This window comes from Pseudomonas sp. MM213, from assembly GCF_020423045.1.
GTDB lineage: Bacteria > Pseudomonadota > Gammaproteobacteria > Pseudomonadales > Pseudomonadaceae > Aquipseudomonas > Aquipseudomonas migulae.
Genome location: NZ_CP081943.1, coordinates 984,061 through 1,000,016 on the forward strand (window position 1 = coordinate 984,061; position 15,956 = coordinate 1,000,016).

At 60.1% G+C, this 15,956-nt stretch carries 9 protein-coding genes; 6 read left to right on the forward strand and 3 right to left on the reverse strand.

The window, feature by feature from the left end:
• The first annotated feature begins 467 nt into the window (after positions 1-467).
• Both K5R88_RS04575 and K5R88_RS04580 read left to right on the forward strand, forming a co-directional pair.
• Entirely contained in the window at positions 468-1,541 is a 1,074-nt protein-coding gene (locus tag K5R88_RS04575; RefSeq protein ID WP_226299293.1) for a WD40/YVTN/BNR-like repeat-containing protein, read from the forward strand.
• A gap of 28 nt (positions 1,542-1,569) precedes the next feature.
• Positions 1,570-3,954: an efflux RND transporter permease subunit gene (locus K5R88_RS04580; protein WP_008030082.1), complete on the forward strand. Its 2,385-nt coding sequence runs from the start codon at positions 1,570-1,572 to the stop codon at positions 3,952-3,954.
• Between the two features lie 64 nt (positions 3,955-4,018).
• Here the strand turns inward: K5R88_RS04580 and K5R88_RS04585 are convergent, their stop codons facing one another.
• From K5R88_RS04585 to K5R88_RS04595, 3 genes are all read right to left on the reverse strand, one after another.
• Complete coding sequence (locus tag K5R88_RS04585; protein ID WP_226299294.1) at positions 4,019-8,716, reverse strand: dermonecrotic toxin domain-containing protein; 4,698 nt, start codon at positions 8,714-8,716, stop codon at positions 4,019-4,021.
• 270 nt (positions 8,717-8,986) lie between these two features.
• Positions 8,987-9,706: a FadR/GntR family transcriptional regulator gene (locus tag K5R88_RS04590; protein ID WP_008030085.1), complete on the reverse strand. Its 720-nt coding sequence runs from the start codon at positions 9,704-9,706 to the stop codon at positions 8,987-8,989.
• 185 nt (positions 9,707-9,891) lie between these two features.
• Positions 9,892-11,628 (reverse strand): IlvD/Edd family dehydratase, encoded by a 1,737-nt coding sequence (locus K5R88_RS04595; RefSeq protein ID WP_008030087.1) that lies wholly within the window; start codon positions 11,626-11,628, stop codon positions 9,892-9,894.
• Between the two features lie 193 nt (positions 11,629-11,821).
• Here K5R88_RS04595 and K5R88_RS04600 point away from each other — a divergent pair, with 193 nt between their 5' ends.
• From K5R88_RS04600 to K5R88_RS04615, 4 genes are read left to right on the forward strand one after another with little or no spacing between them, the layout of a single operon-like run.
• Positions 11,822-13,129 carry an MFS transporter gene (locus K5R88_RS04600; protein ID WP_223434592.1) on the forward strand — a complete coding sequence of 436 codons (1,308 nt, stop codon included), beginning with the start codon at positions 11,822-11,824 and terminating at the stop codon, positions 13,127-13,129.
• A 15-nt stretch (positions 13,130-13,144) separates the two neighbouring features.
• Entirely contained in the window at positions 13,145-13,291 is a 147-nt protein-coding gene (locus tag K5R88_RS04605) for a hypothetical protein (RefSeq protein WP_226299295.1), read from the forward strand.
• Positions 13,272-14,264, forward strand: coding sequence for an AraD1 family protein (gene araD1, locus K5R88_RS04610; RefSeq protein ID WP_008030092.1), 993 nt, complete (start codon positions 13,272-13,274; stop codon positions 14,262-14,264). Before K5R88_RS04605 ends, araD1 begins: the two co-directional genes overlap by 20 nt.
• 10 nt (positions 14,265-14,274) lie before the next feature.
• On the forward strand, positions 14,275-15,849 hold the full coding sequence (locus K5R88_RS04615; protein WP_226299296.1) for an aldehyde dehydrogenase (NADP(+)): 1,575 nt from the start codon (positions 14,275-14,277) through the stop codon (positions 15,847-15,849).
• The last annotated feature ends 107 nt before the right edge of the window (positions 15,850-15,956 follow it).

Here is a 15,956-nt window from a genome sequence, read left to right on the forward strand (position 1 = left end):
CCGGCATGGATGCCGGGTTAGCCGCCCCCGGCCATGGATGGCCGATGGCGGCGGGCCCACGGAGCAGGACCGGAGCGAGGGCATGCCGAGCATTAGCGAGGCACCGAACGAAAGGGGCAAGAGCGCTTGGTTACTTGGCGCTTCTCCAAGTGACCCGCTGTAAGAGCGGAACCAATAGAAGCCGCTACCGCAGAAATGGATATGTACACAAAACACCAACCACAAACCCCAAATCACCCCACCTGATACCCCAACATTCAGAAAAACCCCCATCCCCCCAGGTTAACAAAAGATAACGTGGCGTCGATTGTCAGACCTTTCCAAACCCCGATAGGATAAGCCAGCTTCCGAAGGGGCTCTGGATTGCGGGTTTCAGGACTATGCTCCTAACCATCCAATCCCGATGAGCACCCCTTACGGCGCCCTGAAAGGTTGAACGACCTAACAATAATAATGGGGGAAGGTCTATGAGTGAGCCTGTCATGGGTGTGGGTATCTGCCGCCCGCCGGCACTGCGCAAATTCGCATTGCTGGCTACAGCGCTCTCGCTGTTGGGCTGTGCCGTGTTATCGGCACCTGCGCTGGCCAATGCGGCGCCAGCCACCGACGCTGTCTATTCCGTTGAATCCGCCAAAGCCAGCAAAAGCCTGATGCTCGACGTCGTGCACGCCGGCAAGCGCCTGGTGGCAGTCGGGGATCGCGGGCACATCCTGTATTCCGATGACCAGGGCGCGACCTGGACCCAGGCCAAGGTGCCGACCCGGGCACTGCTGACCTCGGTCTATTTTGTCGACGACAAACACGGCTGGGCCGTCGGGCATGACGCGCAGATCCTCGCCAGCGAGGACGGTGGCGTCACCTGGACCAAACAATATGAAGACCTGAAACGCGAATCGCCGCTGCTCGACGTCTGGTTCCAGGACGCCAGCAACGGCTTCGCCGTGGGCGCTTACGGCGCGCTGGTGGCCACCACCGACGGCGGCAAGACCTGGGAAGACGCCAGCGACCGCCTGGACAACGAAGACCAGTACCACCTCAACGCCATTGCAGCGATCAAGGATGCCGGGCTGTTCATCGTCGGCGAGCAGGGCAGCATGTTCCGCTCCTCCGACTGGGGGCAGACCTGGGAAAAACTCGAAGGCCCCTATGAAGGCTCGTTGTTCGGCGTGATCGGCACCGCCGAGGCCAACACGCTGCTGGCTTACGGGCTGCGGGGCAACCTGTTTCGCTCCACCGATTTCGGCACCACCTGGGAGCCGGTCGAGTTGAAAGCCACCCGTGGCGCGCTGGAGTTCGGCCTGTCCGGTGCGACCTTGCTCGACGACGGTTCCATCGTGATCGTCGGCAACGGTGGCTCGGTGATCCGCAGCAACGACAACGGCGAAACCTTCAGCGTGTTCAACCGTCCGGATCGCATTTCCGTTTCGGCGGTCACTGCGGCGGGCGACGGCAATCTGGTTCTGGCAGGACAGGGCGGCGTTCGCGTCACCTCGCCAACCGGCGCCGGTGCAGAGAATGGAAAAAACGGGTCGTCCAAATGAGCCGGGCAAATAATAAGAAGGCGGGTCTATGACATCCTTGAGCAGCCATCACCAAGACAAGGCGACGTTTCTTGAACGCCTGATTTTCAACAACCGCCCGGCAGTGATCGTGATCTGTCTGTTGGTGAGCATTTTCCTGTTCTGGCAAGCGACGCTGATTCGGCCGTCCACCAGTTTCGAAAAGATGATCCCGCTCGAGCATCCGTTCATTCAAAAGATGATGGAGCACCGCAACGACCTGGCGAACCTGGGCAACACCGTTCGCATTTCGGTTGAAGCCACCGACGGCGACATCTTCTCCAAGGAGTACATGGAGACCCTGCGTCAGATCAACGACGAGGTGTTCTACATCTCCGGCGTCGACCGTTCCGGCCTCAAGTCGCTGTGGAGTCCGAGCGTACGCTGGACCGAGGTGACGGAGGAGGGCTTCGCCGGCGGTGAAGTGATCCCGCAGAGCTACAACGGTTCCCAGCAAAGCCTCGATTTATTGCGCAACAACGTGCTCAAGTCCGGTCAGGTCGGGCGTCTGGTGGCCAACGACTTCAAGTCGAGCATCGTCGATATCCCGCTGCTGGAGTCCTACCCGGACCCGCAGGACCAAGGCAAGTTGCTGGCCCTGGACTACCGCAAGTTCTCCCACGAGCTGGAAGAAAAGATCCGCGACAAGTACGAGAAACAGAACCCCAACGTGCAGATCCACATCGTCGGTTTCGCCAAGAAAGTCGGCGATCTGATCGATGGCCTGGTGATGGTGGTGATGTTCTTCGGTGTCGCCTTCGTCATCACCCTGATTCTGTTGTACTGGTTTACCAACTGCATGCGCAGCACCGTGGCGGTGTTGAGCACGACGCTGGTGGCAGTGATCTGGCAGCTCGGCCTGATGCACTTCTTCGGCTTCGGGCTGGATCCGTACTCGATGCTGGTGCCGTTCCTGATCTTCGCCATCGGTATTTCCCACGGCGTGCAAAAGATCAACGGTATCGCCTTGCAGTCCAGTGAGGCCGACAACGCGTTGACTGCAGCGCGGCGCACCTTCCGCCAATTGTTCCTGCCGGGGATGATCGCGATCCTTGCGGATGCGGTGGGCTTCATCACATTGCTGATCATCGACATCGGCGTGATTCGCGAACTGGCCATCGGCGCATCCATCGGTGTGGCGGTGATCGTGTTCACCAACCTGATCCTGCTGCCGGTGGCGATTTCCTACGTCGGCATCAGCAAGCGCGCCGTCGAGCGCAGCAAGAAAGACGCGCACCGCGAACACCCGTTCTGGCGCCTGCTGTCCAACTTCGCCAGCCCGAAAGTCGCCCCGGTGTCGATCGTGTTGGCCCTGTTAGCCTTCGGTGGCGGCCTCTGGTACAGCCAGAACCTGAAAATCGGCGACCTCGATCAAGGTGCTCCAGAGCTGCGTCCGGATTCGCGTTACAACAAGGACAACAACTTCATCATCAGCAACTACTCCACCAGTTCCGACGTGTTGGTGGTGATGGTCAAGACCAAGTCCGAAGGTTGCTCGCGCTATGAAGCGATGGCACCCATCGACGAACTGATGTGGAAGATGCAGAACACCGAGGGCGTGCAGTCGGCGATCTCGCTGGTGACCGTGTCCAAGCAGATGATCAAGGGCATGAACGAGGGCAACCTGAAATGGGAAACCCTGTCGCGCAACCCGGACGTGCTGAACAACTCCATCGCCCGCGCTGACGGCCTGTACAACAACAGTTGCTCCCTGGCGCCAGTGCTGGTGTTCCTCAACGATCACAAGGCTGCCACCCTGGATCGCGCAGTTCATGCGGTGCAGGACTTCGCCAAGGAAAACAACAAGGAAGGCCTGGAGTTCATCCTTGCGGCGGGTAACGCCGGCATCGAGGCCGCCACCAACGAAGTGATCAAGGAATCCGAGCTGACCATCCTGATCCTGGTCTACATCTGCGTCGCGACCATGTGCATGATCACCTTCCGTTCCTGGGCGGCGACCTTGTGCATCGTGTTGCCGCTGGTGCTGACGTCGGTACTCGGCAACGCCCTGATGGCCTTCATGGGGATCGGCGTCAAAGTCGCGACCTTGCCGGTAGTGGCATTGGGCGTGGGGATTGGCGTGGACTACGGCATCTACATCTACAGCCGCCTGGAAAGTTTCTTGCGTGCCGGTCTGCCGTTGCAAGAGGCGTACTACCAGACGCTGAAGTCCACCGGTAAAGCCGTATTGTTCACCGGCCTGTGCCTGGCGATCGGCGTGTGCACCTGGATCTTCTCGGCCATCAAGTTCCAGGCCGATATGGGCCTGATGCTGACCTTCATGCTGCTCTGGAACATGTTCGGCGCGTTGTGGCTGCTGCCGGCGCTGGCGCGGTTCCTGATCAAACCGGAGAAGCTGGCGGGGCAGAAGGGCAACTCGTTGTTTGCTCACTAAACCTCAGGCAAAACCAAAAAGCCGCAACCTTGGGTTGCGGCTTTTTTATGGGCGATTGAAAAACTCAGAGGGGTTGCAGTGGTAGAAAATCGCTGTTCGCCAGTTCCTTGCTGATGATTCCGTGATGAATATCGATCTTTTGCTTCGGATCCTTGGCCTTGGCCATGGCCGATTCGTAGGTTTCGAAGCGTTGCTCCCTGGTTTTCAGATGCGCCTGGGTGTAGTCAGCCTTGGCATCATCCGCATTGGCGTAGTGAAAATGCCCGTACCACCAGGGTTGATTGTCTTTATTCAATAAAGCGTACTCTTGCATGAAGTCACGCCGCCCGGTTTTCAGCTGAACCCGGTGGCCATTGATTCGCGCAAAAATTTCATTGCGCCGCAACAGATACTCCACCCCCTCGCTACTGGGCGGTCGAGCGAGTGTCATGCGGGTGCGAAGTTCGGTGGCCTTGGTCTCGAGGACGTGCGCTTTGTCGCGGAGTCCGCTGATCAGCGAAACGTCTGTTTCGCGGTTGGCCGGAGGACTTTCGTGCTGTTCCAGCCCATCGGCGTACCCGCTCAGCTTTTGTGCCTCGCGTTGCAATTGCTCTTCGATTTCCTTGGGAGAACTGGCGCGCTGCGCGTAACCCTCGATCTTCTGCACGTTTTTATCGACATCGGCCAACGCCTTGCGGGCATCGCCCTTGAGCTGCTGATAGGGGCGCGTTGCCTTGGTCGCTGCGGGCCTGGCATCGACGATTTCTACCCAGACATTGGGCTCGTGCTCGTGGAACGAAGCCAGTGGCCTTTCTTCGAACGGATGGTTGATGTCGACAATGTCTCCTTCCTGGTGAGCGACCCGTTGTCGAAGATCGCCGATTAATGTGCCTTTAGCGGTTTTGATCACCCGCTTGCGACTGGACCATGAATAGGGACGCTTCACCGGCGGCTTGGTGCCGGATGCCGACGTCGAAGGCTCCTCCGGTTGCGGCAGCAGTTGAAGCGCTTCCGCCAGACGGTGTTCGGCATCGATACGCAGCTGGTCAATGAGCTCGCGCAGACGATTGAAGGGGTGTGCCTGCAGTTCATCTGTGCTGAAAATGCCTATCGCCTCAAGGCCGTCCTGTGCCTTGTTGTACTGATCGACCAGGTTCTCCAGAACGGCGATCCGGTCGCTGTTGGTGTAGGTGTGTTCCGTTTGCAGTTCGGCATGCGAGCGAGACAGCAGCAGTAATGGGCTGAGGGTTTGTTCGAGCACACCCATGGTGCTGCTTCCGAGGGCCTTGAGGCTGAGCAGGCGCAAGATACTCAGCTGATAGCACTTGACGCGCAGTGCCGTCATTTCATTTTCGGGCCTGTTGCCGGTCAGTCGCTTCCAGTACTCGATGCCCAGGCGAGGGATCTGCTTGAGTTCCAGCAGTCGGCTCTCTACCTGATCTAGAAACTTGATCATGGATTCGTTGACTTCTGAGGTTTTGCGCATGAACTCAAAGTAACGATCCAGTACCAGGTCGCCCTCGCGGATCAATGCATCATGCAAATGCCTGATGCCATTTCTCAAGTCCGCATAGGTTTGATCGACAACTTCGCGTTCCCAGTCAGCGATGACGATCCGTTTGCGAGCATTGTTGATGAGGTTTTCCGACAGGCTGCACACCTGCACAGGATCGGGATCGGATTTGGTCAGCTCGCCCAACTCCCTGATCTCGGCCAGCAGCGTGGCGTAGCTTTCGGTTTGTTTGTCCAGCTCATCAACGAACCGTTGCCTGTACGTGGCGCGATCGAGCTCCGTACTGGCGACGTCATTCTTTTTCAGCTGCATCAGGTTCTCGGCAATGTCGACACGCTTCTGCACCCGCACTTGCTGATCCACGAATTCCTGACGATTGAGTTCCAGCAGGTTGATGCGTTGTTGCGTCATTTCACGTTGGGCGCTGATCCTCGAATTGCGCCCGCCGCCAACCAGTTTCAACCCTTGGTCCAGAGTCCAGTGGCCCGCTCCATTGGTCTTGAGCTTGATGCCGGGATGATCCGGGTGCTCCGGATGTATCAGATACACCTCGCCGAACCCGGGCACGATACTCACGCGAAACAGCAGGCCGGCGACGGTGGCGTGCCAAAGATTGCCGATCCGGTACAAACCTTTGAACACGCCGGTGCTAACGGGCTCTGGCAGAGGTGTCGGCCATGGCACTTGAACCTCCCGTAGCGTGTTGAACAGTCGGGCGGTTGCCGAATCGCGCGCGCTCGACTGGTTGAAGTCGAGCAGGGTCTTGCCACTGCCCGGCGGCTCGGAGGGCAGGCCCGCAGTGTCCTGGGTAATAGTCGATTCGGCGGGCCATGAAAATGTCTGCGCAGGACGGCGCAAGGAGGCGAGGGCATCCGGAACTGTCGTCGCTGCGCTGTCGGAAAGTGCCGGGGCTGCTTCCTCTCGAGCGACATGCAGAACCAACAGGCCAATGTTCAACAGCACATCGATCCATGCCTGATTCCGCGCCTTCGGGTCATCACTGTCCAACGCTGGCAGATCGTTGATCAGGCTGTGGGCGATTTGCAGCATCCAGCCCACCACCATGGCGGGGCCGCGTAACAGCGGCAGAATCAGGTTGTTGAACACCAGCCAGCCACCCTCAAGGATGATTGCCCAGCGGCTCTCGGCATTCGACACCGATTGCCGATCCGCCAGATCGATCAGTGTGCGTGCATTGCTGACGAACAGACTGGCCAGCAATCGACCTTCTTCCAGCGCGGTGAGCCAGTCACCAACCGCTTCGTCGCCGGCCAGAATCGCCGGTTGGGGCTTTTCAGGCAGTGTGAATTCGTCCCCTGCATGGAAGTGGACAATGTGCGGTTCGGTGAAGCCGTTGTTGTCGTAGATCGGCCGTGCGCGATCCGGCAGCCAGGTCAGCACACTGGTTTGCAACGGGCCGGTTTGCGCAATGGCCCTCAGCAAGTCCTGACGGCTGGGGTATTGGTGCAGGGGTTCTGAGTACAGAGGTCGGTATAGAATATGCGGGCCGACTGCGCTCAGGTCTTTCGGCTCGATGATGAACATGTTGCTGACCACATCACACGAGGCCACGGCCTTGCGTTGAAACGCCAATGGCCTGATGACGACGGACTGCTCCTCGACAATGCGCTCGGCGGCCAGCGGCTGGAACACTGCATCGACATATCGATAGCCCAGGAAGGTGAAGCCATGCTCACCTTTGATCGAATGCTCAAGGGCACGCAGCGGCAGATGCAGGCTCAGTTCCAGGCCGAAGAGTCGCAGTCGCTCATTGGCCTCGGGACTGTTGCCAAGCAACTGCGCCTCGACGTACTCGGGGTAATGTTTTCCGACATCAACGCGGCTCACCAGATCCAGCAAATAGGCCTCGGTGGTCCAGTCTTGAATCAGCTGGTTTTCGGTGTGGCGAAGGGTCATCCGGCCCTTGGGTTTGCCGGCCAGGTTGTTGATCGCCAGGTCGGTCAGGGACATTTTGACGGGTTCGAGGTAGCCGCTGCCCAAGTCGCCGACAGGCACGTGAAAGGTCAGTTCCAGTTCATCGGACTTGTAGCCGGGCGCCAAGGGCTGGTCTTTGAGCATTTGCTCATGCAGCGCATTTCTGGCGAATGTGCGAAGGTCAACGACGTCGTCGGGCAACGAGCGCCCCTGTGTTTGCTGTTTGACACTGGCTATCGACAACGTGTGTTTACGCCAGGCCATGCGCTCTGTGGCGCTGGCGCCCTGCAACCACTCGGGAATCGTTGTCTGTAGGGCGTGAAGGTGCATTGGGTGGTTGTTGCTGCCGATAAACAGTGCGGCGACATCGGTGATTGCGTCAAAACGCTTCTCAAGGTCAGCCAGGCTTTGGCGTGCGGGCAGTTTGAGCGACTGCAAATCTTCCAGTTGCCGGTTCAGCAGCAGAGCTGCCTGGGTATCAAAGATGTTGCCGTCCGGAGCAAAACGTTTCCAGGTGATGGAGTCCGCCGTGAAGTCTTGCTGAAACCGCGCGCCCCACGCGGCACCGAAGGCTTGCAGGGACGGGAACGATTCGATGTTGCCGGTCACGCTGCACAACAAATGGGTTTCGCCGCAAATCACCAGGATATCCGGCGCCTGCAGTGTGAACGACATGTCGCCTCTGCTCAGCGTGACTTGCAGCGTGCAGGCTTCAATTGCACCTTTGGCCCAAGGACGCAGAAGGCGTTCGCGGTTGTCGGGTTGGCGGGCCAGCTCCAATAGAATCCCGGCCTGCTCGGCATCACTTGCCGCGAGGCGCGTTGCGGATGTTTTCAACACGCCGGCGAGCAGGTTCCCCAACCATTGCCAGCGGCTGACGCCGCTGTCGTCCTGTTCGTTCCAACAGGCGGTCAATGATTCCTGAGTGCCGATGTAGAAAATGTCGGGTAATTCACGGATGACCTGCGCAATCACTTGCAGATCGGGCAGTCGCGATGTCGTGTTGTCGACGGTAAGTTGCGCGGGGACACGGTTTGTCAAAAAACAGCTGCGACCGTATTGCTCGCTGAGATCGGGGAATGCGCCGCTGGCCAGGTAGTCGAGTACCACGTCCAAAAGTAGCGTCAGCCGCCAGGCGCCATCCGGGATCGGTTGGGCAATTTTGGTTCGCTCAGGGTCGAACGCCAGTTGCGGGTATTTTTCCAGAATGCCGTCCTTGAGCAGGCGGGCGGTTTGCGAGCGTAAGGTCGGTCGGGTATTAAATCGGGTGTGAACCGCCCACGCGATGATGTCGGTGGCGCTTGCGGCGGCGGGTGGTGATGCAGGTGTGGGCATGATGCAATCCTTTGCATGTGTGGTTCCTCAACGTAAAACCGAATCGAAAGGGATGTGCGGTAGCCGGGTACCGCACAGGGAGTGAGGCGATAGGTTAAGGCCGACGTTCAGGCCAGAAACGAAAAAGCCGCAACCAGGGTTGCGGCTTTTTTACATCTGAAGATCAACGCAACCCTTGTAGGAGCCAGCTTGCTGGCGATGGTGTGCCAGTCGACATCGTTGTGGCTGACACACCATCGCCAGCAAGCTGGCTCCTACAAGGGATCGTTTTTATGAGGGATCGGCGCCCAGCACCACATTCAGCGCACTGCGTGCATCGTCCAGTTGCACCAGCGTTGCATGCCGGGCACCCAGCGCATCACGGTTTTCGATGGCGGTGAGAATCGCCTTGTGCCGTGGCAACGCCAATTCATGCAGGTTCGGCCGCTGGTTGGAATGCTTCAACGCCTCGGCAATCGCCACCGACAGCATGTTGCACAGGTTCGCCAACAGATCGTTGTGAGTGGCGTCGGCGATGCGGCTGTGGAAATCCAGGTCCGGTTGCAACAGGGCTTCAGGCGTCGGCGCGGCTTCCATGCGTTGGTAGGCTTCACCGATAGAGGCAATGTCTTCGTCGGTGGCGAATTGCGCGGCGAGGGCCGCCGCTGCCGGTTCGATGATGCTGCGCACGCTGGTCAGCAGATCGAAGAACTGATTCTGCGGGCTGCTTTGCATCAGCCAGTGCAGCACGTCCGGGTCGAGCATGTGCCATTCCTTGCGCTGCTTGACCACCGTGCCGACACGCGGACGGGAATACACCAGGCCTTTGGCGACCAACACGCGAGTGGCTTCGCGCAGCACCGGACGGCTGACCGCGTACTCCTCGCACAACAGGGCTTCGGCGGGCAGTTTGTCGTCCGGTTTGAAGCGTCCCGAAACGATCTGCATGCCCAGTTCCTGGACAATGCGCGAGTGCATGCTTTTGCGGTCGGAGGGTTTGCGGTAATCCATGGGGAACGGCGCGATCCTGTGCGGGGGAGGTGCTGCGCATGATAGCAGGCGCGGCGCAATCTTGAGGCAGGCATGAACAAATGTGGGAGCGAGCCTGCTCGCGATGACGGACTGACAGCCAACTTTAATGTTGAATGTTCAATCGCTATCGCGAGCAGGCTCGCTCCCACAGGGGATAGATGCGGTTAGTGGGAGTGGCGGGGGACTTCGGCCCCGCGGCAACCGACCAGGAAGTCGAAGTCGCAGCCCTGATCCGCTTGCAACACATGGTCGATGTATAGCTGGCGATATCCACCCAGGATCATCTGCTGCGGCGGTTGCAGATCGGCCATGCGCGCCGCCAGTTCGGCGTCCGGAATGTCCAGGTGCAGACGCCCGTTGGCGCAATCGAGTTCGATCCAGTCACCTTCCTTCACCGCTGCCAGAGGCCCGCCGGCCGCCGCTTCCGGTGCGACGTGCAACACCACCGTGCCGTACGCGGTGCCGCTCATGCGCGCATCGGAAATACGCACCATGTCCGTCACACCCTGGGCCAGCAGTTTGGCCGGCAAGCCCATGTTGCCGACTTCAGCCATGCCCGGATAACCCTTCGGCCCGCAGTTTTTCATCACCAGAATCGAGTTGGCATCCACGTCCAGTTCCGGATCGTTGATCCGCGCCTTGTACATGTCAAAGTTCTCGAACACCACCGCACGCCCACGATGCTGCATCAGCTCAGCCGTGGCGGCGGACGGTTTTAGCACCGCGCCGAGTGGCGCCAGGTTACCGCGCAATACGCAGATGCCGCCGTCGGCGCGGATCGGGTTGTCGAGAGTGCGGATCACTTCGTCCTGGCCGTAGATCGGCGCGTCCTTGGTGTTCTCGCCGAGGGTCTTGCCGTTGACGGTCAAGGCATTTGGATTGGGAATCAGGTTGGCTTCACCGAGGCGCCGCAACACCGCAGGCAAGCCACCGGCGTAGTAGAACTCTTCCATCAGAAAGCGCCCGGAAGGTTGCAGGTCGACGATGGTCGGCATGCCACGCCCGATGCGGGTCCAGTCATCCAGCTCCAGCTCCACGCCGATGCGGCCGGCGATGGCTTTCAAGTGGATCACGGCGTTGGTCGAACCACCGATGGCGGCGTTGACCCGAATAGCGTTTTCGAAGGCTTCCTTGGTAAGGATTTTCGACAGTTTCAAGTCTTCGCGGACCATCTCCACCGCACGCATGCCGGACATGTGCGCCAACACATAACGGCGTGCATCCACCGCCGGAATCGCGGCGTTGTGGGGCAGGGAAGTGCCGAGTGCTTCGGCCATGCACGCCATGGTCGATGCGGTGCCCATGGTGTTGCAGGTGCCGGCGGAGCGGGACATGCCGCCCTCGGCCGCGAGGAAATCATCGATGGAGATGGTGCCCGCTTTCACTTGTTCGCTGAGCTGCCAGACCACGGTGCCCGAGCCGATGTCCTGGCCCTTGTGCTTGCCGTTGAGCATTGGCCCGCCGGTGACGACGATGGCGGGCACGTCGCAACTGGCCGCGCCCATCAACAGCGCCGGAGTGGTTTTGTCGCAACCGGTCAGCAGCACCACGCCGTCAATCGGGTTGCCGCGAATCGCTTCTTCGACGTCCATGCTCGTCAGGTTGCGGGTAAACATGGCGGTCGGGCGCAGGTTCGATTCGCCGTTGGAGAACACCGGAAATTCCACCGGGAAACCGCCGGCCTCGATCACGCCGCGTTTGACGTGGTCGGCGATCTGGCGGAAATGCGCGTTGCACGGGGTCAGTTCCGACCAGGTGTTGCAGATGCCGATGATCGGTTTGCCGTGGAATTGGTGGTCGGCGATGCCCTGATTCTTCATCCAGCTGCGGTACATGAAGCCGTTCTTGTCGGCAGTGCCAAACCATTGGGCGGAGCGCAGGGTGGGTTTCTTATCAGACATGATCGATTCTCTTATTGTATGACTATATTGTTCTGGCTGAGGCGTAACATAAGCGCAATTCGATCTGTTTGGAAGTGTTGTTGCGTAAATAGTATTACTATATAGTCCGATCCAACGGAGGGAAGGCCCTGGCAGTTTTTGGCGAGAGGCGTCCCCCGAGGTTCTATAACAACAACAATCGGAGACCGATCTCATGAGCCAGGAACTGCGGCTTATTCGTCGCATCACGCTGAAACTGATTCCCTTCCTGATCCTGCTGTACCTGATCGCCTATGTGGATCGCTCCGCCGTGGGCTTCGCCAAGCTGCACATGGGCGCCGACATCGGTATCGGCGATGCGGCTTACGGCCTCGGTGCCGGGCTGTTTTTCATTGGTTACTTCCTGCTGGAAATCCCCAGCAACTTGATGCTCGAACGCTTCGGCGCGCGGCGCTGGTTTGCGCGGATCATGGTCACCTGGGGCGCCATCACCATCGGCATGGCCTTCGTTCAAGGGGCGCACAGCTTCTACGTGATGCGCTTTCTGCTCGGCGCCGCCGAAGCCGGGTTCTTCCCGGGCGTTCTGTACTACATCACGCAGTGGTTCCCGGTTCGCCATCGCGGCAAGATCCTCGGGCTGTTCATCCTCTCCCAACCGATCGCCATGCTGATCACCGGCCCGGTGTCCGGCGGCCTGCTCGGCATGGACGGCATCCTCGGATTGCACGGCTGGCAGTGGCTGTTCATCGTCATCGGTTCCCCGGCAATCCTGCTGACCTGGCCGGTGCTGCGTTGGCTGCCTGACGGTCCGCAACAGGTGAAATGGATGGATCAGCCCGAGAAAGACTGGCTGGCCGGCGAACTAAAAAAGGACCTTGAGGAATACGGCCAGACCCGCCACGGCAATCCGTTGCATGCGCTCAAGGACAAACGCGTGTTGCTGCTGGCGCTGTTTTATCTGCCGGTCACCCTGAGCATTTATGGCCTGGGCCTGTGGTTGCCGACGCTGATCAAGCAGTTCGGTGGCACTGATCTGGTGACGGGTTTCGTGTCGTCGGTGCCGTACATTTTCGGGATCATCGGTCTGTTGATCATCCCGCGCAGTTCCGACCGTTTGAATGATCGCTACGGCCATCTGGCGGTGCTGTATGTGTTGGGGGCTATCGGCCTGTTTCTCAGTGCCTGGCTGACGGTGCCGGTGCTGCAACTGGCGGCGCTGTGCCTGGTGGCGTTCGCCCTGTTTTCCTGCACCGCGGTGTTCTGGACCTTGCCTGGCCGGTTCTTTGCTGGCGCCAGTGCTGCGGCGGGGATCGCGCTGATCAACTCGGTGGGCAACCTCGGTGGCTACATCGGTCCGTTCGTGATCGGGGCGCTGAAGGAATACACCGGCAACCTGGCTTCGGGGCTGTATTTCCTCTCGGGTGTGATGGTGTTCGGTTTGATATTGACCGGCGTGGTGTATCGGTTGCTGGAGCGCAAGCATGTGCTGCCGGCGGACCAGTTTGCAGCCAGCGCACGCTGACCTGTAGGAGCCGGCTTGCTGGCGATGGCGATGGCGATCGGCACATCCGGCATCAATGTCGACAGGCATGCCGCTATCGCCGGCAAGCCGGCTCCTACAGGGTTCTGCGGTGTTTTTGAGAATTGCTTACAGGAGAAAATTCATGCGTTTGGTTCAATTTGAATTGTTTAACGGCGAGCGCCGGGTTGGCGTGGTCGAGGACGGTCTGGTCCGCGAGGTGCAGGACGCGCGCACGGTGCGCGATCTGGCGTTGGCGGCGATCGAGGCGGGCGTCAGTCTTGAGCAGCAGGTGAACGCCCTGGGCCTGGGCATCAGCCACGACTATGCAGAACTGCTGGCGAAACTGCGCATCCTGCCGCCGCTGGACCATCCGGACCCGGCACACATGCTCGTCAGCGGCACCGGCCTGACCCATCTGGGCAGCGCCTCGGCGCGGGACAAGATGCATCAGCAGGCCGGCGACGAAGCAACGATGACCGACACCCTGCGCATCTTCAAGTGGGGCGTGGAGGGCGGCAAACCGGCAGCGGGGCAGGCCGGTGTGCAACCGGAATGGTTCTACAAAGGTGACGGCAGCATCGTCGTGCGTCCGGGTAAACCGTTCCCGCTGCCGCCGTTTGCCGAAGACGCCGGAGAAGAACCCGAGCTCAGCGGTCTTTACGTCATCGGCCACGACGGCAAGCCGTATCGCCTCGGTTATGCGGTGGGCAACGAGTTTTCCGATCACGTCATGGAGCGCAAGAACTACCTCTATCTGGCGCATTCCAAACTGCGCAGTTGCAGTTACGGGCCGGAGCTTCGGGTCGGTGAGCTGCCGGAGCATCTGGCGGGCACGAGCCGCATTTTGCGCGACGGCGAAGTGCTGTGGCAGAACGAGTTTCTCACCGGCGAGGCCAACATGTGCCACAGCCTGGAAAACCTCGAATACCACCATTTCAAATACAGCCAGTTCCTGCGTCCGGGGGACGTGCACATTCACTTCTTCGGCACCGCGACCCTGTCCTTTGCCGACGGCATTCGCACCCGGCCGGGGGATGTGTTCGAGATCAGTCAGGCCGAGTTCGGTGCGCCGTTGATCAACGGCATTGCACCGGTTGAAGCGGCCTTCGAGCCCGGCACCATCGGCATTCTTTAAGGAGCAACCCATGATTCTTGGTCACAACTATATTGGCGGCCAGCGCAGTGCCTGCGGCAGCGTCAAACTCCAGAGCGTCGACGCCAGCACCGGCGAGGCGTTACCTCACGATTTCTATCAGGCCACGCCGGAAGAAGTCGATGCCGCCGCCAAGGCTGCCGCTGCCGCGTACCCCGCTTATCGCAGCCTGAGCGCCGAGCGCCGCGCGCAATTCCTCGATGCCATTGCCGATGAACTGGACGCGTTGGGCGATGAATTTGTCGCCGTGGTCTGCCGCGAAACCGCGCTGCCTGCCGCCCGCATTCAAGGCGAGCGCGGTCGCACCAGCGGCCAGATGCGCCTGTTCGCCAAAGTGCTGCGGCGCGGTGATTTCTATGGCGCCCGGATTGATCTGGCCCTGCCGGAGCGCAAGCCGTTGCCGCGTCCCGACCTGCGTCAGTACCGCATCGGCCTCGGTCCGGTTGCGGTGTTTGGCGCCAGCAATTTCCCGTTGGCATTTTCTACCGCCGGCGGCGACACCGCTTCCGCCCTGGCCGCCGGTTGCCCGGTGGTGTTCAAGGCGCACAGCGGTCACATGGCCACGGCCGAGCAGGTCGCTGATGCAATCCTGCGCGCCGCGGAAAAAGCCGGCATGCCGGTTGGCGTGTTCAACATGATCTACGGCGGCGGGGTCGGCGAAGCGCTGGTCAAGCACCCGGCGATTCAGGCAGTCGGTTTCACCGGTTCGCTCAAGGGCGGGCGGGCGTTGTGCGACATGGCCGCTGCGCGTGCGCAACCGATCCCGGTGTTTGCCGAGATGTCGAGCATCAACCCAGTGATCGTCTTGCCCCAGGCCCTGTCCGTTCGTGCTGAAAGCGTGGCCCGTGACCTGACCGCTTCGGTGGTGCAAGGCTGTGGCCAGTTCTGCACCAACCCCGGTCTGGTGATCGGCATTCGCTCGGCACAGTTCAGTGCGTTTGTGCAGCAGGTGGCGGGGTTGATCAACGATCAGCCTGCGCAAACCATGCTCAATGCCGGGACGTTGAGCAGTTATGGCCAAGGCCTGCAAAAACTCCTCGCGCATCCGGGCGTGACGCACCTGGCGGGTAATCCGCAGCAAGGCAATCAGGCGCAGCCGCAGCTGTTCAAGGCCGATGTCAGTCTGTTGCTCGACGGCGATGAAGTGCTACAGGAAGAGGTCTTCGGCCCGACCACGGTGTTTGTCGAGGTGACGGATCAGGCGCAACTCAGCGCTGCTTTAAATGGCCTGCACGGACAACTCACGGCAACGATCATTGGCGAATCGGCAGACTTCGAGCAGTTCGGCGAGTTGACGGCGTTGCTGGAACAGAAGGTCGGACGAATCCTGCTCAACGGCTATCCGACCGGTGTGGAGGTCTGCGATTCGATGGTCCATGGCGGGCCGTACCCGGCGACGTCCGATGCGCGTGGCACCTCGGTGGGCACGCTGGCGATTGACCGCTTCCTGCGGCCGGTGTGCTTCCAGAACTACCCCGACAGCCTGCTGCCGGAGGCGTTGAAGAACGGCAACCCGCTGCGTATTCAGCGGCTGGTGGATGGACAGCCTTCGCGTGATGCGCTCTGACAGCAGAACATAAATCCCTGTGGGAGCGAGCCTGCTCGCGATTGCGGACTGTCAGGCACATTGATGTTGAATGTGCCGCCGCTATCGCGAGCAGGCTCGCTCCCACA